Here is a 23,342-nt window from a genome sequence, read left to right as displayed (position 1 = left end):
AAGAAACGAGGCGAACACCTGCCGTGAGCAGCAGTTCTACGTCACAATTCGGACAGAACCAGTGGCTTGTCGACGAGATGTACCAGCGTTTCCAGGATGATCCCTCATCCGTGGACGCGAGCTGGCACGAATTCCTCACCGACTACAAGCCGGATGCGTCGGGTGCGAACGGGCAGATCCCCGCGACCGCCGCCGCAGCCACCTCCACCACCAACGGCGCCGCCACCAACGGCACCGCCGCTCCCACCGCCACCAACGGCACCGCCACCAACGGCACCGCCACCAACGGCACCGCGACCAACGGCACCGCGACACCCGCCGCAGCTCCCGCGCCCACCTCCGCTTCGCCCGGTCCCGCCGCGACCGCCCCGACGCCGCCGAGTGCCCCCGCCGCTGCTGCTCCCGCCCCGACCGTCAAGGCCGCGGCCGCTCCGGCCGTCAAGCCCGCCGCCGCTCCGGCCGCGAAGCCCGCCGCTCCGGCCGTCAAGCCCGCTGCTCCGGCCGCCCCGACGGGCCAGGCCGAGTCCGCCGTGCTGCGCGGTGCCGCGGCCGCGGTCGCTCGCAACATGTCCGCCTCGCTCGAGATTCCGACCGCCACCAGTGTTCGCGCCATCCCCGCGAAGCTGATGTTCGACAACCGGATCGTGATCAACAACCACCTGGCCCGCACCCGCGGTGGCAAGGTGTCGTTCACGCACCTGCTCGGCTACGCCATCGTGCAGGCCGTCAAGGCGTTCCCGAACATGAACCGCCACTTCGCCGAGGTCGACGGTAAGCCGAACGTCGTCACGCCGGCCGCCACGAACCTCGGCCTGGCGATCGACCTGCCCGGCAAGGACGGCAGCCGTTCCCTCGTCGTCGCCGCCATCAAGGGCACCGACGCGATGAACTTCGTGCAGTTCTACAGTGCGTACGAGGACATCGTCCGCCGCGCTCGCGACGGCAAGCTCACCGCGGAGGACTTCTCCGGTGTGACGATCTCGCTGACCAACCCCGGTGGCATCGGCACCGTCCACTCGGTGCCGCGCCTGATGAAGGGGCAGGGCGCGATCATCGGCGCCGGTGCGATGGAGTACCCGGCCGAGTTCCAGGGCTCGAGCGCCGAGAAGATCGCCGAGATGGGCGTCGGCAAGCTGATGACGCTGACCTCGACCTACGATCACCGGATCATCCAGGGCGCCGAGTCCGGCGACTTCCTGCGCACGATCCACAACCTGCTGATCAGCGACGAGTTCTACGACGAGATCTTCCACTCGCTGCACATCCCCTACGAGCCGGTCCGCTGGCGCCAGGACGTGCCCGAGGGCGCGATCGACAAGAGCACCCGTGTGCTCGAGCTCATCGCGGCGTACCGCCACCGCGGTCACCTGATGGCCGACACCGATCCGCTGCAGTTCGTCAAGGACAAGTTCCGCAGCCACCCCGACCTCGACGTCACGACCCACGATCTGACCCTGTGGGACCTCGACCGCGAGTTCAGCGTGGGCGGCTTCAACGGCCGCGACCGCATGAAGCTGCGCGACGTCCTGTCGATCCTGCGGGACGCGTACTGCCGCCACATCGGCGTCGAGTACACCCACATGCTCGACCCCGAGCAGACGGCGTGGCTGCAGGAGCGGGTCGAGGCGAAGCACGTCAAGCCGACCGTCGCCCAGCAGAAGTACGTGCTGAGCAAGCTCAACGCCGCCGAGGCGTTCGAGACCTTCCTGCAGACCAAGTACGTCGGCCAGAAGCGGTTCTCGCTCGAGGGCGCCGAGTCCGTCATCCCGATGATGGACGCCGTGATCGACCAGTCGGCCGAGCACAGCCTCGACGAGGTCGTCATCGGCATGCCGCACCGCGGCCGACTCAACGTGCTCGCGAACATCGTCGGCAAGCCGTACTCGAAGATCTTCACCGAGTTCGAGGGCAACATGAACCCGGCGGCCGCGCACGGCTCCGGCGACGTGAAGTACCACCTCGGCGCCGAGGGCAACTACATCCAGATGTTCGGCGACAACGACATCAAGGTGTCCCTCACCGCGAACCCGTCACACCTCGAGGCGGTCGACCCGGTTCTCGAGGGGCTGGTCCGTGCCAAGCAGGACATCCTCGACAAGGGCGAGACCGGCTTCACCGTGCTCCCGCTGATGCTGCACGGCGACGCCGCGTTCGCCGGTCAGGGTGTCGTGGCCGAGACCCTGAACCTGGCGCTGCTGCGCGGCTACCGCACCGGCGGCACCGTGCACATCGTCGTCAACAACCAGGTCGGCTTCACCACCGCGCCGGAGCACTCGCGTTCGTCCGAGTACTGCACGGACATCGCGAAGATGATCGGCGCGCCGGTGTTCCACGTCAACGGTGACGATCCCGAGGCCTGCGTCTGGGTGGCCAAGCTGGCCGTGGACTTCCGCCAGAAGTTCAACAAGGACGTCGTCATCGACATGATCTGCTACCGCCGGCGCGGTCACAACGAGGGCGACGACCCGTCGATGACGCAGCCCGCGATGTACGACCTGATCGACACCAAGCGTTCCGTTCGCAAGAGCTACACCGAGGCCCTGATCGGCCGCGGCGACATCTCGCTCAAGGAAGCCGAAGACGCCCTGCGGGACTACCAGGGTCAGCTCGAGCGCGTGTTCAACGAGGTTCGCGAGCTGGAGAAGTTCAAGCCGGAGCCGTCGGAGTCGGTCGAGCTCGACCAGACCCCGCCCGCCCGCCTGACCACCTCGGTCGACGCGGCGACGCTCGCCCGGATCGGCGATGCGTTCCTGAACGTCCCCGAGGGCTTCACGGTGCACCCGCGCGTCAAGCCGGTCATCGAGAAGCGGCACGAGATGTCCCGCGAAGGCAAGATCGACTGGGCGTTCGCGGAACTGCTCGCGTTCGGTTCGCTGGTCGAGCAGGGCGCCCTGGTGCGCCTGGCCGGGCAGGACTCGCGCCGGGGCACGTTCACGCAGCGGCATTCGGTGCTGATCGACCGCAAGACGGGCGACGAGTACAACCCGATCTCGCAGATCGCGTCGAACGCGGACAACGGCGGAAAGTACATGGTCTACGACTCGGCACTGACCGAGTACGCGGGCCTGGGCTTCGAGTACGGCTACTCGGTCGGCAACCCCGACGCGCTGGTGCTCTGGGAGGCGCAGTTCGGCGACTTCGTCAACGGCGCGCAGACCATCATCGACGAGTTCATCTCCTCCGGTGAGGCCAAGTGGGGCCAGCTGTCCGACGTCGTGCTGCTGCTGCCGCACGGCCACGAGGGGCAGGGTCCGGACCACACCTCCGGCCGCATCGAGCGCTTCCTGCAGCTGTGCGCCGAGGGCTCGATGACCGTGGCGGTGCCGTCCACCCCGGCGTCGTACTTCCACCTGCTGCGCCGCCACCACCTCGACGGCATCCGTCGTCCGCTCGTGGTGTTCACGCCGAAGTCGATGCTGCGCAACAAGGCCGCGGTCTCGGAGCTCGAGGACTTCACCACCGGCAAGTTCCGCTCGGTGTTCGAGGAGCCGGTGTACGAGACCGGCGGTGGCGACCGCACCAAGGTCACCCGCGTCCTGCTGGTCAGCGGCAAGCTGTACTGGGAGCTGCTCGCGCGCAAGCAGAAGGAGGGCCGCGACGACGTCGCGATCGTCCGCATCGAGCAGCTGTACCCGCTGCCGAGCCGCCGCCTGCGCGAGACCCTGCGGCAGTACCCGAACGCCACCGAGTTCCGCTGGGTCCAGGAGGAGCCGGCGAACCAGGGTGCGTGGCCGCTGTTCGGTCTGGCCCTGCCGGAGCTGCTGCCCGATCTGCTGACCGGCATCAAGCGCATCTCCCGCCGCGCCATGTCCGCCCCGTCGTCGGGTTCGAGCAAGGTGCACGCCGTCGAGCAGCAGGAGATCATCGACGAGGCATTCCGCTGATCGCCTGAGTGATCGCCCGCTACCACTGAGCCGGGTCGAGTTCACCCCACGGGATGGATTCGACCCGGCTTCGTGGTGTCTGGAGTACCTCGGCGGGTTCTCATAGGCTGACGAGTGGGTCTCATCGTCTCGACGAAGGAGGCTGAAGATGAATCAGCCAGCCATCGACCCCACCTTCTATCGGACCGCGGCGGACGCGGCCGCAGCACCACCGGAGAAGTTGGCCTACGTGGCCGCGTTCGATCGCGCGGCCGACAAACCCGACGCGATGTGCGTGGTCGACGTCGATGCCGGCTCGGACACCTACGGCCGGGTGGTGGGCTGGACCGAGGTTCCCGGGCTGGGCAACGAGCTGCACCATTTCGGCTGGAACGCATGCAGCAGCGCGCTGAAGCACGAGGGTCACGACATGGCGGGGCTGGCCCGCCGCTACCTGATCGTGCCCGGCCTGCGCTCGTCCTCCCTGAACGTGCTCGACACCGGGCCCGACCCGCGTCACCCCACCGTGGCCAGGGTCGTGGACGCCGCCGATCTCGCCGCGAAGGCCGGCTACTCCCGACCGCACACGTTGCACTGTGGGCCGGACGGGGTGTTCCTGACGTGCCTCGGCGGCGCCGACGGATCGGACGGCCCCGGCGGGATCGCGCTGCTCGATCACGGCACGTTCGACGTGCTCCGGCAGTGGGAAACCGACCGGGGCCCGCAGTACTTCGCGTACGACGCGTGGTGGCATCTGGGCCGGAACACGCTGATCAGCAGCGAATGGGGCACACCGTCGATGCTCGAGGACGGCCTCGTGCCCGAGCTGCTGCTGGCGAACGAGTACGGGCACGCACTCCACTTCTGGGACCTCGCCACGGGCGAGCACCAGCAGCGGGTGGACCTCGGCGCGCAGCACCAGATGCCGCTCGAACTGCGCCCGTCGCACGACCCGGAGGCCACGTGGGGATTCGTCGGTGTCGTCATTTCGACCGCGGACCTGTCGGCCTCGGTCTGGCGGTGGCACCGCGAGGACGGCGACTGGGCGGTGGACAAGGTGATCACCATCCCGGCCGTACCTGCCGATCCGGACCGGCTGCCACCCGCGCTGAAACCGTTCGGCGCGGTGCCCCCGCTGGTCACCGACATCGACCTGTCGGTCGACGACAACTTCCTCTACGTATCATGCTGGGGCACCGGCGAACTCAAGCAGTTCGACGTCCGCGACCCCGCCCACCCGACGGAGACCGCGTCCGTCCACCTCGGCGGGATCGTCGGCCGCGCAGCGCATCCGGCGGCGCCGACCGAGTCGCTGTCCGGCGGTCCGCAGATGGTCGAGATCAGCCGGGACGGCGAGCGGGTCTATGTCACCAACTCCCTCTACGGCGCCTGGGACGACCAGTTCTATCCGGACGGCGTCGGCGCCTGGATGGCGTTGATGCACACGGATCCTCGCGGTGGGATGACCGTCGACGAACGCTTCTTCCCGCACGACGGGGACTTCCGGGGCCTGCGGGCGCACCAGGTCCGACTCCAGGGCGGTGATGCATCGTCCGACTCCTACTGCTATCGGTAGCCGTGACCGCGCGGCTACCGCAGCAGTGCGGCCGCGACGCCCGGGGTCAGCGTGACCGCGGGCAACGCCTGCACGTGCAGGTCGACGAGTTCGTCGCGGCTGATCTGCGGGTCGCGTAGCCAGGTGATGGTGGCCTCCTCGACGAACGCGATCCAGCCGCGGACGGCGAGGATGATGCGGGCGTCGGGTGCGATGCCCAGGCGCGGCAGATGGCTGACGATGCGGTCGGCCTGCACCGCGCGGGTGCGCTCGAACTCGTCGCGCATCTCCTCGTCGCCGCTCGCGCTGCCGCGCAGCAGGGAGAGATAGGTGTTGCGGTTGGCGCTGACGTAGTCGACGTACGCGGAGACGGAGGCGTGGAGCATCTCCATCGGCCGGAGGGTGGGATCGGGTTCGGTGTTCGCCAGCATGTCCGCGCCCGCGTGGCGGACAATCGCCAGATGGAAGTCGTGCTTGGACGCGAAGTAGTGGAACAGCAGGCCGCGGGAGACGCCGGCCTGGTCGGCGATCTCCTCGACGGAGATCTGCTCGAGTGGCCGTTCGGCCAGCATCCGGGCGCCGAGGTCGAGCAGTTGCGCGCGCCGCTCCGCCGGGCTCATCCGGGTGCGCTTGACCACCTCCATGCCCGACACTCTACTGAACACCGGTCAACAAACTGTTGACTACGACTCAGTAAGCCCATATTCTTCGATACATGAGTCGACCAGTAACAGGTACCGCCGCGGCACGCGAGACCTCCGCACGCGAGATCGACACCCTGATCATCGGCAGTGGCTTCGCCGGCCTCGGCGCCGCGATCAAGCTCACCCAGGCGGGCAAGACGAACTTCCTCGTCCTCGAGCGCGGGTCCGACGTCGGCGGCACCTGGCGCGACAACACCTACCCCGGTGCCGCCTGTGACGTCCCGTCCCACCTGTACTCGTACTCCTTCGCGCTCAACCCCGACTGGACCCGCTCGTTCTCGCGGCAACCCGAGATCCAGCGCTACATCGAGTCGGCCTCGCGCCGGTACAACGTGCTCGACAAGCACGTCTTCGACTGCGACGTGCAGTCCGCGCGCTGGAGCGCCGAGACCTCCCGCTGGGTGGTCGAGACGACCCGGGGTAGCTTCGTCGCGAAGATCGTCGTCAGCGCCGTCGGCGCCCTCTGCGAACCGTCGCTGCCGGACATCCCCGGCATCGAGGGCTTCACCGGCGAGATCTTCCACTCCGCGCAGTGGAACCACGACTACTCCCTGACCGGCAAGCGCGTCGCGGTGATCGGCACCGGCGCCTCCGCGATCCAGATCGTCCCGCAGCTGGCCGCGGAGGTCGGGCAGCTCGACGTGTACCAGCGCACCGCGCCGTGGATCCTGCCGCGCGCCGACCGCGAGTACACCGCGGCCGAGCGGCTGGCCTTCAAGTACGTGCCGGGCTTCCAGAAGCTGTCCCGCCTCGGCATCTACCTGATGCGGGAGAGTCAGGTCGTCGGGCTCGCCAAGGCCCCGGTGTTCATGAAGCCGCTGCAGTTCACGGCCGAGCGGCACCTGCGCCGCCAGATCAAGGACCGGGAGTTGCGCCGCAAGGTCACTCCGAACTTCCGGATCGGCTGCAAGCGCATGCTGATCTCGAACAACTACTACCCGGCCCTGACGCAGCCGAACGTCGACCTCGTCACCGACGGCATCGCCGAGGTCACCGCGACCGGCATCGTCGACAACACCGGTCGCGCCCGCGAGGTCGACGCCATCGTCGTCGCCACCGGCTTCCACGTCACCGACTCCCCCACGTTCGCGGGCATCTTCGGCCGCGACGGCCGCTCGTTGGCCGAGGTCTTCGACGCCAGCGGCCAGCAGGGCTACAAGGGGTCGGCGATCGCGAACTTCCCCAACATGTTCTTCCTGGTCGGACCGAACACCGGCCTGGGCCACACCTCGATGGTGTTCATGATCGAGTCCCAGCTGCGCTACGTCGTCGACGCGATCGACACCGTCGAACGCAACGACATCGGAACCATCGAGGTGCGCCAGGACGCGCAGGACCGCTACAACCGCGACATCCAGCAGAAGCTGTCCCACAGCGTCTGGAACAACGGCGGTTGCGCCAGCTGGTACCTCGACAAGCACGGCAACAACACCACGCTGTGGCCCGGGTTCACGTTCGAGTTCCGCAGCATCACACGCAAGTTCGACCTCGACGCCTACGACAGTGTGGGCGTCGCCGATCTCCCGGCACCCGCCGTGGGCGCCTCGGTCACCACCCCCGACAACGACGACGAGAAGGTGAGTGTGCAGTGAGCGAATTCGCAGGCAAGGTTGTCGTCATCACCGGCGCCGGGTCGGGCATCGGCCGCGCCCTCGCCCTCGACCTTGCCGCCCGCGGAGCCAAACTTGCTCTGTCCGATCAGAATTCGATCGTTCTTGCCGAAACGGCGAGGGAGGCAGAGAGGTTGGGAGCCGACGTCAAGTCCGATCACGTCGACGTGACCCAGCGCGAAGCGGTGCTCGAGTACGCGGACGCCGTCGTCGCACACTTCGGCAAGGTCAACCAGGTCTACAACAACGCCGGCATCGCGTACCACGGCGAATTCGAGCGCTCCGAGTTCAAGGACATCGAACGCATCATGGACGTCGACTTCTGGGGAGTCGTCAACGGCACCAAGGCGTTTCTGCCTCACCTGATCACGTCCGGCGACGGGCACGTGATCAACGTGTCGAGCCTGTTCGGTCTGCTGTCGATGCCCGGTCAGAGCGCGTACAACTCCGCGAAGTTCGCGGTCCGCGGGTTCACCGAGTCGCTGCGCCAGGAGATGCTCATCGCGAACCACCCGGTCAAGGTGACCTGCGTGCACCCCGGCGGCATCAAGACCGCCATCGCCCGCAACGCGACCGCGGGGCCGGGCCAGGACGTCGCGACGTTCGCCGAGTTCTTCGACCGCAGGCTCGCCCGGACCTCCCCCGAGGACGCCGCGTCGACGATCGTGAACGGTGTCCGAAAGGGCAAGGCGCGGGTACTGATCGGCGCCGACGCCAAGCTGCTCGACGCCTGGGTCCGCGTGACGGGGTCGGGCTACCAGCGGATCGTCGCCGAGATCGCCGGCCGCGTGCTGCCCGCCGGGAAGTAGGTCCCGTGCCGCACCTTCCGCTGTCGCTGGTCGCGGCCGCCGTCGGCCCGTTCTACCGCGTCGCCCTGCACGGCTCGCTGCCCGTGCCGGTGGCCCGGCGGATCATCGACACGGCCTCGGCCCTGCAGACGCTGCCCCGTGACACCGTGGTGCGCCCGCTGACCCTCGCGGGGCGCCCCGCCGAGCGGATCACCGTGGGCGCGACCGTACGTCGCACGGCGGTCCTGTACCTGCACGGCGGCGGGTACACGCTCGGGTCCCCGGCGACGCACCGGTCCGTCGCCGCCCACCTGGCTCGCGAGACGGGTGCGGTGGTGTACGTCCTGGACTACCGGCTCGCACCGGAGAACCCGTATCCGGCGGCGCTGGACGACGCGGTCGCGGGGTACCTGCAACTGCTCACCGAGTTCGGGTTCACCGCGGATCGGGTGGCGATCGCCGGAGACTCGGCGGGCGGCGGACTCGCCCTCGCAACCGCGCGCCGGCTGATCGACCGTCACGGGGTGACGCCGGCCGCCCTGGCGCTGATCGCACCGTGGGTCGACCCCGGCCGCCGCGACGCCCCGTTCGAGAGGGACCTCGTGCTCAACACGGCGTGGTCGCACCGGACGGCGGACGCCTATCTCGGCGGCGGCGACCCCACCGACCCCGGCTTCGCGCCGCTGCTGGGTGATCTGTCCGGTCTGCCGTGCACGATCGTGCACGTGGGCACCGGCGAGATCCTGTACCCGCAGGTCGTCGAGCTGGTGGACGGGCTGCGGGCGGCCGGTGTCGCGGTCGACTGCACGGAGTACCCGCACCTGTGGCACGTGGCGCACCTGCAGGCGTCCCTGCTGCGGGAGGCGGACGACGCGGTGCGGGAGATCGGCGCATTCCTGCGCACGGCCTAGCGCTGCGCGAGCCACTCCCCGGCCGCCTGGCCGGGGCTGAGCCCCCCGCGGCGCACCGCCTCACTCATCTCGGCGAGTTCGGCGGACGTCAGTTCGCCCGCCACCACGTTCAGCGCCTTCACCTGAGCGGTGGTCAGGACCCCGCTGCGCATCAGCGGCACCACGTTCGCGGCGGGCTCGGTGGCCTCGTCGGATTCGCCCGCACCGGGCTGCTCGGCCATTCCGTAATCGGATACCGAAAGCCCTTGCGGCAGTGAGCGGTTCAGTTCCTCGAAGACGTCGTCCGGGTCGACGACGGTGGCGCCGGGCTGCAGACGCTGCAGCAGCGGGCCGGTGTAGCCCGGTACCAGGGTCACGGTGCCGTCGTCGAGGGCGGCGAAATCCTGTCCCTGCGCGAGACCGGGCGCGGTGTCGACCGGCGAACCGGTACCCCGCAGCACGCCGGCGTAGATCTCCGCGAGCACCGCGAGGTCGGGTGCCTGCCCGGCTCCGACCGTGATCGCCGCGGGCGCGGGCTCCGCCGTCAACGAACTGTCGGGCGCACAGCCGACCAGTGCCGCGGCCATCGTCACCACCGCAAGGGCCCCGGCCGTCCGACTACCGATCACGCGCCACACTCCTCGCTCATCCGCCACCCGCACGTCCCCATCGTTGCACCACCGCTGCCGCCCACAGACGGCTGAAGGGCACCGTCGTTCGGTTGAACCGAACGACGGTGCCCTTCAGCCGGGTAGCGCAGGGGTCAGGACGCGACGCCCTCGGCCTTCGCGGCGGCGGCGACGGCCTCGGCGACCGCCGGGGCGACCCGCGGATCGAGCGGGCTCGGCACGATCTTGTCCACCGACAGCTCGTCCGCGACCACCGACAGGATCGCCTCGGCCGCAGCGAGCTTCATGCCCTCGGTGATCCGTCGCGCACCCGCGTCCAGGGCGCCCTTGAACACACCCGGGAACGCGAGCACGTTGTTGATCTGGTTCGGGAAGTCGGAGCGTCCGGTCGCCACGATCGCGGCGTGCTTGCGCGCCACGTCGGGGTGGATCTCCGGATCCGGGTTCGACATCGCGAAGATGATCGCGTTCTCCGCCATCGTCGCGATGATCTCCTCCGGCACCGTGCCCGCCGACACACCGAGGAACACGTCCGCGCCGTCGAGGGCCTCGACCAGGCCGCCGTGCCGGCCGGCCGGGTTGGTCCGCGCCGCCAGATCGGCCTTGATCTCGTTCAGGTCGCCGCGCTCACGCGAGACGATGCCCTTCGAGTCCAGCACCGTGATGTCGGAGATCCCGGCGGCGAGCAGGATGTTCGCGCACGCCACACCCGCGGCGCCGGCGCCGGAGATGACCACCCGCAGGGTGGTGATGTCGCGCTGCTGGACCTTGACGGCGCCCTTGAGGGCGGCCAGGGCGACGATCGCGGTGCCGTGCTGGTCGTCGTGCATGACCGGGCAGTCCAGGGCCTCGATGACCCGCTTCTCGATCTCGAAGCAGCGCGGCGCCGAGATGTCCTCGAGGTTGACCGCGCCGAAGCTCGGACGCAGCCGGACCAGGGTCTCGACGATCTCGTCGGGATCCTTGGTGTCGAGGACCAGCGGGATCGAGTTCAGCCCGGCGAAGTTCTTGAACAGCGCCGACTTGCCCTCCATCACCGGCAGCGACGCGCGGGCGCCGATGTCGCCGAGGCCGAGAACCGCGGAGCCGTCCGAGACGACGACCACGAGGCGGCTGGTCCAGGTGTAGCGGTCGGCGAGGGTCTCGTCGGCGTGGATCGCGCGGCTCACCTGAGCCACGCCCGGGGTGTACGCGATCGACAGCGCACGCTGCGAGTCGAGAGGAGCCGTCGTCTCGACCGAGAGCTTGCCGCCGATGTGGCCGGAGAAGATCTCTTCGTCGGTCAGCTCAACCTTGGGCGGTGTGGTTGCTTCAGACACGAGAGACACGATGACACTCCTACTCATCCCGCCGCCACTCGGGTGCGGGTTACTGGTAAGTAGCAGCGGCGAAGGTTGTTTTCCGACGCAGCCGCAGGTTTTCGATCGAGACGTGGAACGCTCCGAAGGGTGCACGATCGAGCCCGTTTGGTCCACGGGAACCAACTCGCTCCGGAGGGCGTGAATGCACCGGGCGGGTGAGCCCGAGCGCTGAAATCTGCCGCTGATTGAATCCGACTTCATGTCCTCGGCGGGGCGGTGGCACCGGCCTTGGAGTGCAGCAAGTCTGCCACCAGCCACTCACGGCTGGCAACTCTCACCGGTGAATCGGCTTTCCCGTGAGCTAGCCCCACCACTGGGTCCACAGCAACAGCGCTGTGACCAAGAACACGACCACGGAGCCGGTGAGAGCCACCGCACCGCGCCGATGATCGGCCAGCCACTGCCCCGCGACCGTCGCGACCGCCGCGACCACGTGTGCCGTCACCGACACCGTCCCCGGTCCGGGAAAGCCGCGCCGCGGCCCCAGCCAGGCCGTCGCGACCACCACGACCGTCAGGAGCACCACACCCGCCGTGAGCGCCCCACCGAGGGCCTGCAGCGCCCGCGCCGGGGCGCTGCGCCGGGCCGGGCGGCGGGTCCCGCGTTCCGGCGGGTATCCGCCGCGCCCCGGCTGTCCGTACCGCTCGTCGTCGTACTCGTCGACCCAGGCGTCGCTCATCCGGTCACCACCTCCACACCGGACGCCGCCGCCACGAGCCGCTCGTACTGCTCCGGTGCGGTGACGAACTCGCCGAGCACCACCGACTTGTTGTGGCCGTGGTAGTCGGACGAGCCGGTCACGATCAGATCGAGGTCGGCCGCGATCCCACGCAGCAGCCGCTCGTCCTCGGGAGCGTGGTGATGGTGGGCCACCTCGACTCCGCCCAGTCCGTCCGCGACGAGTTCCCCGATCTGGCCGATGTCCATCAACCGCCCGCGCGCGACGGCACGCGGATGCGCCAGCACACTGACGCCACCGGCCGCCGCGACCATCCGGACCGCATCGCGCAGCGGAGTGTCGGCCTTGTGGACGTAGTACCGCCCCCGGGTCCGCAGCAGATCCGCGAACGCCTCGTCGACGGACCCGACCACGCCCGCGTCGACCAGTGCCCGCGCGAGGTGCGGCCGGCCCGCAGCGGGACCCACCGCCGCCATCAGCGCGTCGGGGTCGATCGGAAGACCGTCCGCTGCCATCTTCTCGGCCATCCCGCGCAGCCGGGTGGTGCGCTCGGCCCGCAGCCGTTCCCGTTCCCGCGCGAACGCCGCATCGGCCGGGTCGAACAGGTACGCGAGCAGGTGCACGGCGACCGGTAGCCCGTCGGCACCACGGCCCTCGCAGGACATCTCCATGCCCCGCACCAGGCTCACACCGGCAGGCAGCGCATCGGCGGCCTCCGCCCACCCCGCGGTGGTGTCGTGGTCGGTGAGCGCGACGACCTGCAGACCCGCATCGGCGGCCGCCCGAACCACCTCGGCGGGGCTGTCGGTGCCGTCCGAGGAACTCGAGTGGGTGTGGAGGTCGATGCGCACCCCACCATTGTTCCAGGCGCCAACACGCGCTCCGCGACGCAGCCGCCGGGACATACGATGGACACGTTCCGACCGACGATGCCCGGGAAGGTGTCTGCCGTGCCCTCGATGCCCCCGATCCCGTCGCTGCGCCCGTCACCGAAACAGGCCACGCCCAGACGCGTGGTGCCCGTGCCCGCGGCCCGAGCCATCGTGGACTGCGCGGTCTACGTCGACGGCCACCGGCTGCCCGGGCGGTACACGCACGCCGCGGCGCTGGACGAGGTACGGGAACGGGGCGAGGGATTCGTCTGGGTCGGACTCCACGCCCCGGACGAACGCCAGATGAACTCCGTGGCAGAGGTTTTCGGCCTCCACGAGCTCATGGTCGAGGACGCGGTGCACGCCCACCAGCGCCCGAAGCTCGAGATCTTCGACGACGTCCTGTTCCTCGTCCTGCGGACCGTGAACTACGTCGAACACGAGTCGATCTCGACCGCTCACGAGATCGTGGAGACCGGCGAGATCATGATCTTCGTCGGCCGGGACTTCGTCGTGACGGTGCGGCACGGCGACCACTCCGGCCTCTCGGGCGTCCGCGCGGCGATGGACGCGCAGCCGCAGCGCCTCGCGCTCGGCCCGACGACGGTGATGCACGCGATCGCCGACCACGTCGTCGACACCTACCTGGCGGTCACCGACTGCGTCGAGCGTGACGTCGACCAGCTCGAGGAGGACGTGTTCAGTCCGCACAGCAACGTCGCGATCGAGCAGATCTACCTGCTCAAGCGGGAGATCGTCGAGCTGCGCAAGTCGGTCGCTCCCCTCGCCGCGCCGCTGCAACGCCTCGGCCAGGACTCGAACATCGGTGTACCGAAAGAGATCCGGCGCTACATGCGCGACGTCCAGGATCATCACATCATCGTCGCCGAGCGGGTCTCGGAGTTCGACGAGGTCCTGAGCACCCTGGTCGAGGCCGCCCTCGCGAAGGTCGCGGTCCAGCAGAACACCGACATGCGGAAGATCTCGGCGTGGGTCGCGATCGCCGCGGTCCCGACGATGGTCGCCGGCATCTACGGGATGAACTTCGAACACATGCCGGAACTGCAGTGGACGTACGGCTATCCCGCCGTCGTGGGCGGTGTCGTCGCCGTCTGCGCCGGACTGTTCGTCACGTTCCGGCGCAACAACTGGTTGTAGCGCGTCACAGCGAGACGGGGCCGCGACGCGGGTCCCGCACGTCGATCCCGGCCTCGGCCCACGCGTCCCGGAGGGCCGCGGCGCCACGCAACCGCACCCACGCCGCTTCGGTCCCGGTGATCGGCACCGCGGCGAGGAATCGCACCGGATCGGCGGGCTCGGGCAGCGTCAGGTCGTCGATGCCGCTGTCCCCCATCAGAATTGCCGTGAACGGCGCCCCCACCCACAGCGGCTCGCCCAGGTCGAGGAGCCCGTCGGCGGCGAGGACGACACCTTCGACCGCGGGCGCGGCGGCCAGGATGGCGAGCGACTTGTGCACCCCGGACGCCACACCCAGGCCACCGCGCAGCGTCAGCACCAACTCGGCCCGCGGACCGCGGACCGGGTCCGCCACGAGGTCGCTCGGATCGCCCATCGGGTGTCGAGAGCAGCCGAGCGTGACGTAGCGGACGAGATCGTCGCCGTCGGCGTCGAACCGCAGCACCTCGAGGGGTTCGAGCCCGAGAAAGGTCACCGACGCCGCGGACGGCTGCGCCCCACCGATGCGCTCGACCAGGTGGGCACGAACTGAGGGCAGGACGTCGTCGATCACCACTCCATCTAACACCCGTCGGTGGATGTGCCCGATCCGAGGATCGACGCGAACGCTGTGCGCCCTGTCACAGCGCGGGCGCGACCCGGACCTGCTGCGCCTCGGCGTCGGGGTGGGCGAAGCGCAGCACCCGTGACGCCTCCGTCTCGATCGCCCGCAGCGCCCGCCGCGGCAACCGACGCAACGGGGTGACCTCGATCGCGGCGGTCCGCTTCGCCGACGTGAGCGTCACGTAGCCGGCGACCTGCCCGTCGACGAGGACGACCGGCTTGACGATCCCGTTGACGGTGAAGACGACCCGGCGCAGATCGTCGCGCAGGATCCGGGAACGGTCCGCGTGCCCGAGCAGTGCGCTGTCGAACGGTGCCAGGATCCGGACCGGCGCGGGCGCGTCGCCGCCCGGCCGAGGCGCGTCCGGCAGATCGAACAACTCCGCCCCGTCCGGACCGGTGAACACCCGCAGCCGCGTCCGCAGCCGCTCGGCGATCTCACCGAGTCGCGTCAGCCCCGACCACGCCTGTGCGTCCGCCACCGACGCCGGACCGTAGGACGCCAGGTAGCGCAACAGGATTCGCTCCGGATCCGGCGTGGCGAGCGACCGCCCCGACCACCGCTCCAGCGTCGTACAGACCGGCTGACCCGACCTGCCCCACACTCCCCGCGGCGGCAGTTGCACCAGCGGCAGCAGAGCACGCACGGCGTGGGCGAGCGCCGCCGGATCCCGGTCCGGCCAGCGTTCGGCGAGGCGAGGTCGCAACGCCGCCGGCGTCATCGGTGTGTCCTCGAGAAGTGCGCGCGAACAGGAGGCCACCGCCGCGGTGTCGCATCCGGCGAGCGCCTTCGCGTACTGCGTGTTGGTACGCAGGTCGGCGGTCATCAGCGGCTGCACCCAGGGCCGCAGTTCCAGCGCGTCCGACGCGGTCACGGCGTGCACGGTGCCGCGCATCAGCGCGATGCGCACGACCGTCCGGTCCTCGATCAGTCGGGACAGGTCCGCGGGCCGGAACCCGGCCACCCGCGCCCGCAGCGCGAAGTAGGGCGCCGTCGGCGACTGCGCCTGCAACCCGTAGAGGTGGCGAGTCACCTCCTCCACCGAGTCGCTCGACTGCTCCAGCAGGAACTGACGCGCCAGGGTCGCTCGTCCGAGCTCACGTGTGTCGAGCGTGCTCCGCATCGTCCCCCCGGACAGCTGTGTCGGTACCGGCAGAACTCACAGTAGTTCTCGAGGTGGCCGAGTCGAAGCACCTGCGCGAATGTCGGAGCGTCGGAGCGTCGGCGTCGCGGCGAGAAGCACAGGTGATCAGCGGATATCGCTGACCTAGCACAGGTTTCGGGACGGTCGGCGGCAATCCTGTCACCCTGCTGTGAAGGCCGCTCGGGACCTGTTGCGGGCACCGTCGCGCTCCTACCGTCGAAAGCCGAGCCCGGAACCACCGATCGGGCCCGAATTGCACTGGCAACGAAGGGAATACCCCATGTCTGCAACGACACCGTCCGAAGCGACCCCGTCCGCACGCACGCGGTCCGGTCGCACGCTGCGCAGGGTCGCCGTCACCGGAGCACTGGTGGGCCTGCCCCTGATGGCCGTCACCGGGACCGCGATGGCCGACACGGTCGATCACGGCGGGCCGGGTCGGAACCAGGACTGGCAGAACGATCAGCACCCGCAGAACGACCAGAACCGGGGCCAGAACCGCGGTCAGGGGCAGGACCACAACCAGGACTGGCAGAACTGGTGGAACCAGGCCGTGCACGATCCGGGACACATCCCTCCGCTGCCCCAGGCACCCCTTCCACAGCTCCCCCAGCAGCCGGCAGTGATCTTCGGCAGCTGAGCCGTGCCGGCCGCCGCCCCTCACCGGGGCGGCGGCCGGACGTCACAGGGCCAGTTTGGCGAGCATGTCCCGCGCGCGCTCGGCCGTCTTCGGCTCGCACAGCACGTCGTAACGACCCGCCACCAGCTGCATCGTCGACGCGAAGTCGCGGGTACCGCGGGTGGCGGCATAGGGAATCGTCGTCGAGATCACCCCGAAGACGATGCCGCCGAGGATGCCCGCGAGCAGCGGACCGAGCAGGTTGTCGGTGAACAGTCCGAGCAGCAGGCCCAGGAACACACCGAGCCAGGCGCCCGAAACGATCCCCCCACCAATCACTTTCGCCCAGGTCAGCCGCCCGAGCACCCGCTCGACCTGCATCAGGTCCACACCGACGATCGTGACGTCCTCCACCGAGAACTGCTGGTCGGAGAGGTAGTCGACGGCGCGCTGCGCCTCGGCGTACGTCGGGTAGGAACCGATCGGCCACCCGCTGGGCGGAGTCGGAAGACCGCCCCGTCCGGGCTGATTCGGCGGTCCGAGTGGGTTGGGCATCGTCGGCGCTCCCTGTCTTTCCGGTGTCGGTGTCCGGTGTCCAGTTTACGGAGATTCGGGCTCGAACCTCGTCGTGCGCGTCATCCCCGCCGCCCGGCCCTTCGCCGCCACGACCTGAGCCATCTTCGCGCTCGCCTCGTCGATCATCTCGTCGCCGAGCATCGCCGCGCCGCGGGCGCCGCCGGCGGCCGAGGTGTGGTAGTCGTACGCCTCGAGGATCATCTCGGCCTTGTCGTAGTCGTCCTGCCGCGGGCTGAACACCTCGTTGGCCGCGTCGATCTGGGTGGGGTGCAGCACCCACTTGCCGTCGAAACCGAGCGCCGCGCTGCGCGCCGCCGCCCGCCGGAACGCGTCGACGTCCCGAATCTGCAGGTACGGGCCGTCGATCGCCTCGAGGCCGTGGGCCCGCGCCGCCATCAGGATCGTCATCAGGATGTGGTGGTACGCGTCGCCGGTGTCGTAGCCCTCCGGCTGTTCCCCGACGACGAGCGTGCGCATGTTGATGCTCGCCATGAAGTCGGCGGGACCGAACACCAGCGTCTGCAGGCGTGGGCTCGCCGTGGCGATCGAGTTGATGTTGGTCAGGCCGATCGCGTTCTCGATCTGCGCCTCGATGCCGATGCGGCCCACCTCGAGCCCGTTCGCCTTCTCCACCTGGGTCAGCAACAGGTCGAGCGCCTGAACGTGGCTGGCGTCGGGCACCTTCGGCAGCAGGATCGCGTCGACGTGGGCGCCCGCCGCGGAGACGACCTCGACGACGTCACCGTACGTCCACTGCGTCGTCCAGTCGTTGACCCGCACCACCTTGATCTGCGAGCCCCAGCCGTCGGAGGCCAGCGCATCCGCGATCTCGATGCGCGCCTGCGCCTTTGCGAGCGGGGAAACGGCGTCCTCGAGATCGAGGAACACCTCGTCTGCGGGGAGGCCCTTCGCCTTCTCGATCATCTTGCGACTGCTTCCGGGAACGGCAAGCACCGAACGTCGGGGGCGCGCGTGCACCATGGAGGACCTCCCACCGGACCGTGACGGTGTCCGCGATCGCGCGTCCGGACACCGGGACAATTAGCCTTGCCATCATGGCAGCAGTGAGCAAGGTCTTCGCAGCCAGGCTCGCGGGTCTGGTCGTGCTCGGCCCCGACGGCGAATCCATCGGCCGGGTCCGCGATGTCGTGATCACCATCCGGTTCAATCGGCAGCGTCCGCGCGTACTCGGGCTGGTCGTCGAACTGGTGACCCGGCGACGGATCTTCGTCCCGATGCTGCGGGTGACCGCGATCGAACCGGGCTCGGTGACGCTGACCGGCAGCGTCAGCCTGCGCAAGTTCACCCAGAAGCCCGGCGAGGTGCTCGCCCTCGCCCAGGTCGTCGACACCCGCGTCCGCGTCGACGACCCGGAACTCGACGAACTCGCCGGTGTCGACGTCCTCGTCGTCGACCTCGGCATCGAGCTGACCCGAACCCGGGACTGGGTGGTCTCACGGGTCGCGGTCCGGCGGCCCCGAGGCAGGTTGGCGCGCCGGTCGCCGCTGCACATCGTCGACTGGCAGCACGTCGAGGGCCTGACGCATTCTCAGTTGGACCTGCCGGGCCAGGGCATCTCTCAGCTGCTGGTGCAGTTCGAGGGCATGCGGCCCGCGGATGTCGCGAACGCGATGCGGGACCTGCCCGACAAACGTCGCCACGACGTCGCGGTGGCGCTGGACGACGAGCGGCTCGCCGACATCCTCCAGGAGCTGCCGACCGACGATCAGACCGACCTGCTCACGCATCTCGAGGTCGAACGCGCCGCGGACGTCCTCGAGGCGATGGACCCGGACGATGCCGCCGACCTGCTCGGCGAGCTGCCCGAGACCGAGGCCGAGTCGCTGCTGCAGTTGATGGACCCGGAGGATTCCGAGCCGGTGCGCCGACTGCTCGAGCACTCCCCCGACACCGCCGGAGGTCTGATGACCCCGGAGCCGGTGATCCTGACGCCGGCGACGACGGTGGCCGAGGCGCTGGCCATGGCCCGCAACGCGGACCTCACGCCCGCACTGGCGAGCATGGCGTTCGTCGTCCGGCCGCCGATCTCGACCCCGACGGGGCGCTATCTCGGCTGTGTGCACCTGCAACGGCTGCTGCGTGAGCCGCCGGCGTCCCTGGTGGGGGGCGTCCTCGACACCGACCTGATCCGGCTCGACCCGGAGGATCCCCTGGCGACGGTCACCCGGTACTTCGCGCGCTACAACCTGGTGTGCGGACCCGTGGTCGACAAGGAGGGGCACCTCCTCGGGGCAGTCGCCGTCGACGACGTCCTCGATCACCTGCTCCCCGAGGACTGGCGGGAGGAGGAGACGAGCGATGAGTGACAAGCGGACGGGTCCGGACCGGACCGCCCAGAGCGCCCGGGCCCGGCTCGAGACCCCCGGCAGCCGGTGGCGCGGGTTCCACATCGACGTCGAGGCCGTCGGCCGGGTCAGCGAGTCGATCGCCCGGTTCCTCGGCACCGGCAAGTACCTGCTGATCCAAACGGTCGTCGTGATCGTCTGGATCGCCCTGAACATCACGGCGGTCGGCCTGCAGTGGGATCCGTATCCCTTCATCCTGCTGAACCTGGCGTTCTCGACGCAGGCCGCGTACGCCGCTCCGCTGATCCTGCTGGCACAGAACCGGCAGGAGAACCGGGACCGCGTCGCGCTGGAGGAGGACCGGGCCCGCGCCGAGCAGACGAAGGCGGACACCGAGTTCCTGGCGCGCGAGCTGGCATCGCTGCGCCTGGCGGTCGGCGAGGTGGCGACCCGCGACTACCTGCGTCGCGAACTGGACGAGATCAAGTCGATGCTCGTGGAGCGGGATTCCGAGGAGCCGCGAGCGCACCGGTAGTGAGCGCCGGAACCCCGGCGGCGACCGTTCCCGTTCTGTAACCTGAGTCACATTTGGGGGCGGGGACGAGCGCGAAGGGGCTGCGATGCGTGCGAGGGGGCTGGCCGGCATCGCCGCCGCAGCGCTGGTCGGGGCGGTGACGGTCGGCCTGTCCCTCACGGGGGGCGGCGCCGCGACACCCGCACCTGCTGCGGTGTCCGAGCCGCTCGCCGCGGCCGACCCGCTGCCGTCGGGCACCGCCGGCGTCCTCGCACCCGCCCCGCAGCCGCCGCGCCTGCCGCACGCCTACAACCCACCCGCTCCCGTCGCCTTCGAGCTGCCCCCGGCCGTCGCGCAGCGGTTGTCCTCACCGGCCACCGCGTCGCTGACGCCGATTCCCGTCACGATCGGCGCGCTCGGCATCCCGGAACTGGTCCTCGGCGCCTACCGGTCGGCGGAGGCGACACTCGCCGCCGAGACCCCCGGATGCGGTGTCACCTGGCACCTGCTCGCCGGCATCGGCCGGATCGAGTCCGGGCACGCCGGAGGCGGACGCACCGACGCCGCCGGTACCACCGTGACACCGATCCTCGGCCCGCGACTCGACGGATCACTGGCGGGGAACAACGTCATCCTCGACACCGACCGCGGCGCGATCGACGGCGATCCCGGCCACGACCGGGCGGTCGGCCCGATGCAGTTCATTCCCGGGACGTGGGCGCGCTACGCCTCGGACGGCAACGACGACGGGCGGGCCGACCCGAACAACGTCTTCGACGCCGCACTCGCGGCGGCGCGCTACCTCTGCTCCGGCGGCCTCGACCTGCGCGACGACGACCAGGAACTGCGCGCGATCCTGCGCTACAACTACTCGATGGCGTACGCGGCGAACGTGCGTGCCTGGTCCGCGGCCTATGCGGCGGGCGCGATCCCCACGCCCGGTTCGATCCCCGAGGTACCCACCGAACCCGGGCGCCCCGCGGAACCGGCACCGAGCACCGGCCCGGCACCCGACGCGGCTCCCACACCGGAGTCGAACCCCGACGTCCTGCGCAACGCCGCCGCCCCGATCCCGGCGTTCCCCGGTTTACCCGCGCTGCCGACTCTGCCCCCGCTGCCGTGTCTCGCGTTCTGCCCGCCGGCTCCCGAGCCGGCCGCGCCGACGTCGGTTACCGCGCCGGCGCGGTAACCCGTTCGTCACCCAACACGCCCTGGCCGTGACCTTTCCGATACCTACCGGAAAGTGCTGTTGACCTGCACATAAACCACCGGAAGTTTCCTGTTTCGGTCACAAACAGATAACGGAAATATCTCGAATCCCGTAACCTCGACTGCGGTTCACAGGACTACACGCCCCGCCGGGGGCCGCAGGAGGTACAACGGTGGGTCGCCACAGCAAGCCGTCGAATTCGAAGATTCGGCGTAACTCCGTCATCGCGCTGACCGGTCTCGTCCCGACCGGCCTGGTCACCGCGGCGACCGCGAGCGGCGCCCCCGCGGACGTCCCACCGACCACCACCGCCAGCGTCGACCCGATCGCGCAGGCACCCGCCGAGCCGACGGCCGAGACCGTCGTCGCACAGGCGGTGGACACCGCGGCCGCACCGGCCGTCGTGCCCGCCGCCCTCGCTGCCGCACCGGCTCCGGCGCCCGCGCCGCTGCCGGACGGACCGCTCGGCATGCCCGCGATCAACTTCGACGCGTACCGGTCCGCCGAGCGGATCCTCGCCGAACGCGACCCCGGCTGCGGGATCACCTGGACGCAGATCGCCGGCGTCGGGCGCGTCGAGTCCAGCCACGCGAACGGCGGCAAGGCCGACGAGAAGGGCAACCTGCTCGAGCCGATCATCGGACTGGCCCTCGACGGCAGCCTGCCAGGCCAGGCCACGATCATGGACACCGACGGAGGCAGGCTCGACGGCGACACCGTCTACGACCGCGCCGTCGGCCCGACCCAGTTCATTCCCACCACCTGGGCGCAGTTCGGCATCGACGGCAACGGCGACGGTGTCGCCGATCCGCAGAACCTGTACGACGCGGCCGCCTCGACCGCCACCTACCTGTGCGACGGCGGCACCGACATGCGCGACATCACCTCGGCGACCAAGGCGATCCTGCGCTACAACAACTCGATGGCCTACGTCGCGAACGTCACGGCGTGGTCGCTCGCGTACTCGACGGGCGTCAATCCGAGCGCCGCCGACCTGCCGCGAATCCACTGAGCGCCCGGCACCTACGATGGTGTCATGTCAGCAGTGACCGAGTCCGACGTTCGCGCCGCCCTGTCCAAGGTGCTCGACCCGGAGATCCGCAAGCCCATCACCGACCTGGGGATGGTCAAGAGCATCACGCTCGCCGACGACGCCGGTGTCGACATCGTCGTCTACCTCACGACTGCGGGCTGCCCGATGCGGACCGAGATCACCGAGCGGGTGACCAAGGCCGTCGCCGACGTCGCGGGCATCGGCGCGATCCGCGTCGAACTCGACGTCATGAACGACGAGCAGCGCACCGAACTGCGCAAGTCCCTGCGCGGCGATTCCGCCGAACCCGTCATCCCCTTCGCGCAGCCCGGTTCGCTGACCCGGGTGTACGCGGTCGCGTCCGGCAAGGGCGGCGTCGGCAAGTCGTCGGTCACGGTCAATCTCGCGGCCGCGATGGCCGCGAAGGGGCTGTCCGTCGGCGTGCTCGACGCCGACATCTACGGCCACTCCGTCCCGCGCATGCTCGGCACCGACGCCAAGCCGACGCAGGTCGAGCGGATGATCATGCCGCCGATCGCGCACGACGTGAAGATGATCTCCATCGCCCAGTTCACGCAGGGCAACACCCCGGTCGTGTGGCGTGGGCCGATGCTGCACCGGGCGCTGCAGCAGTTCCTCGCCGACGTCTTCTGGGGTGATCTGGACGTGCTGCTGCTCGATCTCCCGCCGGGCACCGGTGACGTCGCCATCTCCATCGCCCAGCTGATCCCCGGCGCGGAGATCCTCGTGGTGACCACTCCGCAGCAGGCGGCCGCGGAGGTCGCCGAGCGGGCCGGGTCGATCGCGCTGCAGACCCGGCAGCGGATCGTCGGCGTCGTGGAGAACATGTCGTGGATGGAGTTGCCCGACGGCAGCCGGATGGACGTCTTCGGGTCGGGTGGCGGTCAGGTCGTCGCGGATCGGCTGACCCGCGCGGTCGGCGCGAAAGTCCCTCTGCTGGGGCAGATTCCGCTCGAGCAGGCGGTCCGTGAGGGCGGCGACGGCGGTGTCCCGATCGTGCTCGGTTCCCCCGACTCCCCCGCCGGCACCGCGCTGCGCGAGATCGCCGACAAGCTGTCCGTGCGCGCCCGCGGCCTGGCCGGCATGTCCCTCGGCATCGACACCACCCGCCACCTGTAAGGCAGCTCCGTCCCCCGCAAGCAGGAGGTGGCCCCAGCCTGTGCGCGA

Annotated in this window: 21 protein-coding genes; 12 read left to right on the top strand and 9 right to left on the bottom strand. The window is 69.8% G+C overall.

From position 1 onward, the window contains the following. The first annotated feature begins 23 nt into the window (after positions 1-23). Both ACFYVR_RS09930 and ACFYVR_RS09925 read left to right on the top strand, forming a co-directional pair. Positions 24-3,884 carry a multifunctional oxoglutarate decarboxylase/oxoglutarate dehydrogenase thiamine pyrophosphate-binding subunit/dihydrolipoyllysine-residue succinyltransferase subunit gene (locus ACFYVR_RS09930; RefSeq protein ID WP_387472244.1) on the top strand — a complete coding sequence of 1,287 codons (3,861 nt, stop codon included), beginning with the start codon at positions 24-26 and terminating at the stop codon, positions 3,882-3,884. Between the two features lie 148 nt (positions 3,885-4,032). Then, a complete protein-coding gene (locus ACFYVR_RS09925) occupies positions 4,033-5,439 on the top strand; it encodes a selenium-binding protein SBP56-related protein (protein WP_387472242.1) in 1,407 nt (468 codons plus the stop codon). A gap of 14 nt (positions 5,440-5,453) precedes the next feature. Here ACFYVR_RS09925 and ACFYVR_RS09920 read toward each other — a convergent pair whose 3' ends face one another. Then, positions 5,454-6,062: a TetR/AcrR family transcriptional regulator gene (locus ACFYVR_RS09920; RefSeq protein WP_387472240.1), complete on the bottom strand. Its 609-nt coding sequence runs from the start codon at positions 6,060-6,062 to the stop codon at positions 5,454-5,456. Between the two features lie 71 nt (positions 6,063-6,133). Here ACFYVR_RS09920 and ACFYVR_RS09915 point away from each other — a divergent pair, with 71 nt between their 5' ends. The 3 genes from ACFYVR_RS09915 to ACFYVR_RS09905 are packed head-to-tail and all read left to right on the top strand — an operon-like array spanning position 6,134 to position 9,431. Further along, on the top strand, positions 6,134-7,714 hold the full coding sequence (locus ACFYVR_RS09915; protein WP_387472238.1) for a flavin-containing monooxygenase: 1,581 nt from the start codon (positions 6,134-6,136) through the stop codon (positions 7,712-7,714). Further along, the gene (locus ACFYVR_RS09910; RefSeq protein ID WP_387472236.1) at positions 7,711-8,541 is read left to right on the top strand and encodes an SDR family NAD(P)-dependent oxidoreductase; all 831 of its coding nucleotides are present in this window, start codon (positions 7,711-7,713) and stop codon (positions 8,539-8,541) included. The genes ACFYVR_RS09915 and ACFYVR_RS09910 overlap by 4 nt, the downstream gene beginning before the upstream one ends. Positions 8,542-8,546: 5 nt before the next feature. After that, positions 8,547-9,431: an alpha/beta hydrolase gene (locus ACFYVR_RS09905; RefSeq protein ID WP_387472234.1), complete on the top strand. Its 885-nt coding sequence runs from the start codon at positions 8,547-8,549 to the stop codon at positions 9,429-9,431. Here the strand turns inward: ACFYVR_RS09905 and ACFYVR_RS09900 are convergent. The 4 genes from ACFYVR_RS09900 to ACFYVR_RS09885 all read right to left on the bottom strand — a co-directional run bounded on the left by ACFYVR_RS09900 (position 9,428) and on the right by ACFYVR_RS09885 (position 12,930). Next, on the bottom strand, positions 9,428-10,039 hold the full coding sequence (locus ACFYVR_RS09900; RefSeq protein WP_387472231.1) for a glycine betaine ABC transporter substrate-binding protein: 612 nt from the start codon (positions 10,037-10,039) through the stop codon (positions 9,428-9,430). The genes ACFYVR_RS09905 and ACFYVR_RS09900 overlap by 4 nt on opposite strands. A gap of 134 nt (positions 10,040-10,173) precedes the next feature. Next, entirely contained in the window at positions 10,174-11,367 is a 1,194-nt protein-coding gene (locus ACFYVR_RS09895; RefSeq protein WP_387472228.1) for an NADP-dependent malic enzyme, read from the bottom strand. A 334-nt stretch (positions 11,368-11,701) separates the two neighbouring features. Then, positions 11,702-12,079 carry a hypothetical protein gene (locus ACFYVR_RS09890; protein WP_387472226.1) on the bottom strand — a complete coding sequence of 126 codons (378 nt, stop codon included), beginning with the start codon at positions 12,077-12,079 and terminating at the stop codon, positions 11,702-11,704. Beyond that, positions 12,076-12,930, bottom strand: coding sequence for a PHP domain-containing protein (locus tag ACFYVR_RS09885; RefSeq protein WP_387472224.1), 855 nt, complete (start codon positions 12,928-12,930; stop codon positions 12,076-12,078). Before ACFYVR_RS09885 ends, ACFYVR_RS09890 begins: the two co-directional genes overlap by 4 nt. 108 nt (positions 12,931-13,038) lie before the next feature. Here ACFYVR_RS09885 and ACFYVR_RS09880 point away from each other — a divergent pair, with 108 nt between their 5' ends. Further along, positions 13,039-14,109, top strand: a complete 1,071-nt coding sequence (locus tag ACFYVR_RS09880; protein WP_387472693.1) for a magnesium and cobalt transport protein CorA — start codon at positions 13,039-13,041, stop codon at positions 14,107-14,109. Positions 14,110-14,113: 4 nt separating this feature from the next. On the opposite strand, the gene ACFYVR_RS09875 is transcribed toward ACFYVR_RS09880, so the two are convergent. Together ACFYVR_RS09875 and ACFYVR_RS09870 are read right to left on the bottom strand one after the other, a co-directional pair. After that, positions 14,114-14,686 carry a suppressor of fused domain protein gene (locus ACFYVR_RS09875; RefSeq protein WP_387472691.1) on the bottom strand — a complete coding sequence of 191 codons (573 nt, stop codon included), beginning with the start codon at positions 14,684-14,686 and terminating at the stop codon, positions 14,114-14,116. Positions 14,687-14,768: 82 nt separating this feature from the next. After that, a complete protein-coding gene (locus ACFYVR_RS09870; RefSeq protein WP_387472222.1) occupies positions 14,769-15,875 on the bottom strand; it encodes a winged helix DNA-binding domain-containing protein in 1,107 nt (368 codons plus the stop codon). A gap of 301 nt (positions 15,876-16,176) precedes the next feature. On the opposite strand from ACFYVR_RS09870, the gene ACFYVR_RS09865 reads away from it, so the two are divergent. Further along, positions 16,177-16,536, top strand: a complete 360-nt coding sequence (locus ACFYVR_RS09865; protein ID WP_387472220.1) for a hypothetical protein — start codon at positions 16,177-16,179, stop codon at positions 16,534-16,536. A 42-nt stretch (positions 16,537-16,578) separates the two neighbouring features. Here the strand turns inward: ACFYVR_RS09865 and ACFYVR_RS09860 are convergent, their stop codons facing one another. Then, on the bottom strand, positions 16,579-17,070 hold the full coding sequence (locus ACFYVR_RS09860; protein WP_387472218.1) for a general stress protein: 492 nt from the start codon (positions 17,068-17,070) through the stop codon (positions 16,579-16,581). Positions 17,071-17,115: 45 nt separating this feature from the next. Continuing rightward, positions 17,116-18,072 carry an HpcH/HpaI aldolase/citrate lyase family protein gene (locus tag ACFYVR_RS09855; protein WP_387472216.1) on the bottom strand — a complete coding sequence of 319 codons (957 nt, stop codon included), beginning with the start codon at positions 18,070-18,072 and terminating at the stop codon, positions 17,116-17,118. Positions 18,073-18,146: 74 nt separating this feature from the next. Here ACFYVR_RS09855 and ACFYVR_RS09850 point away from each other — a divergent pair, with 74 nt between their 5' ends. The 5 genes from ACFYVR_RS09850 (at position 18,147) to ACFYVR_RS09830 (ending at position 23,294) form a co-directional block, all read left to right on the top strand. Then, complete coding sequence (locus ACFYVR_RS09850) at positions 18,147-19,418, top strand: magnesium transporter MgtE N-terminal domain-containing protein (protein WP_387472214.1); 1,272 nt, start codon at positions 18,147-18,149, stop codon at positions 19,416-19,418. Further along, positions 19,411-19,932, top strand: coding sequence for a DUF1003 domain-containing protein (locus ACFYVR_RS09845; protein ID WP_387472212.1), 522 nt, complete (start codon positions 19,411-19,413; stop codon positions 19,930-19,932). Before ACFYVR_RS09850 ends, ACFYVR_RS09845 begins: the two co-directional genes overlap by 8 nt. Before the next feature lie 85 nt (positions 19,933-20,017). Beyond that, entirely contained in the window at positions 20,018-21,100 is a 1,083-nt protein-coding gene (locus tag ACFYVR_RS09840) for a lytic transglycosylase domain-containing protein (protein ID WP_387472210.1), read from the top strand. 193 nt (positions 21,101-21,293) lie between these two features. Continuing rightward, entirely contained in the window at positions 21,294-22,133 is an 840-nt protein-coding gene (locus tag ACFYVR_RS09835; protein WP_387472208.1) for a lytic transglycosylase domain-containing protein, read from the top strand. Between the two features lie 24 nt (positions 22,134-22,157). Continuing rightward, positions 22,158-23,294 (top strand): Mrp/NBP35 family ATP-binding protein, encoded by a 1,137-nt coding sequence (locus ACFYVR_RS09830; RefSeq protein WP_387472206.1) that lies wholly within the window; start codon positions 22,158-22,160, stop codon positions 23,292-23,294. Positions 23,295-23,342: the final 48 nt, after the last annotated feature.

The organism is Rhodococcus sp. NPDC003318, from assembly GCF_042879035.1.
Classification (GTDB): domain Bacteria; phylum Actinomycetota; class Actinomycetes; order Mycobacteriales; family Mycobacteriaceae; genus Rhodococcus_G.
Note: the sequence above shows the minus strand (reverse complement) of the source record. Positions and strands in the feature narration are given on the sequence as shown.

What these genes read in the sequence shown, in the direction of transcription:
- ACFYVR_RS09880 (WP_387472693.1), top strand. Translation starts at nt 13,039, where the DNA reads ATGCCCCCGATCCCGTCGCTGCGCCCGTCACCGAAACAGGCCACGCCC.
- ACFYVR_RS09920 (WP_387472240.1), bottom strand. Translation starts at nt 6,062, where the DNA reads ATGGAGGTGGTCAAGCGCACCCGGATGAGCCCGGCGGAGCGGCGCGCG.
- ACFYVR_RS09860 (WP_387472218.1), bottom strand. Translation starts at nt 17,070, where the DNA reads ATGCCCAACCCACTCGGACCGCCGAATCAGCCCGGACGGGGCGGTCTT.
- ACFYVR_RS09830 (WP_387472206.1), top strand. Translation starts at nt 22,158, where the DNA reads ATGTCAGCAGTGACCGAGTCCGACGTTCGCGCCGCCCTGTCCAAGGTG.
- ACFYVR_RS09845 (WP_387472212.1), top strand. Translation starts at nt 19,411, where the DNA reads ATGAGTGACAAGCGGACGGGTCCGGACCGGACCGCCCAGAGCGCCCGG.
- ACFYVR_RS09915 (WP_387472238.1), top strand. Translation starts at nt 6,134, where the DNA reads ATGAGTCGACCAGTAACAGGTACCGCCGCGGCACGCGAGACCTCCGCA.
- ACFYVR_RS09870 (WP_387472222.1), bottom strand. Translation starts at nt 15,875, where the DNA reads ATGCGGAGCACGCTCGACACACGTGAGCTCGGACGAGCGACCCTGGCG.
- ACFYVR_RS09890 (WP_387472226.1), bottom strand. Translation starts at nt 12,079, where the DNA reads ATGAGCGACGCCTGGGTCGACGAGTACGACGACGAGCGGTACGGACAG.
- ACFYVR_RS09855 (WP_387472216.1), bottom strand. Translation starts at nt 18,072, where the DNA reads ATGGTGCACGCGCGCCCCCGACGTTCGGTGCTTGCCGTTCCCGGAAGC.
- ACFYVR_RS09850 (WP_387472214.1), top strand. Translation starts at nt 18,147, where the DNA reads ATGGCAGCAGTGAGCAAGGTCTTCGCAGCCAGGCTCGCGGGTCTGGTC.
- ACFYVR_RS09865 (WP_387472220.1), top strand. Translation starts at nt 16,177, where the DNA reads ATGTCTGCAACGACACCGTCCGAAGCGACCCCGTCCGCACGCACGCGG.
- ACFYVR_RS09925 (WP_387472242.1), top strand. Translation starts at nt 4,033, where the DNA reads ATGAATCAGCCAGCCATCGACCCCACCTTCTATCGGACCGCGGCGGAC.
- ACFYVR_RS09840 (WP_387472210.1), top strand. Translation starts at nt 20,018, where the DNA reads ATGCGTGCGAGGGGGCTGGCCGGCATCGCCGCCGCAGCGCTGGTCGGG.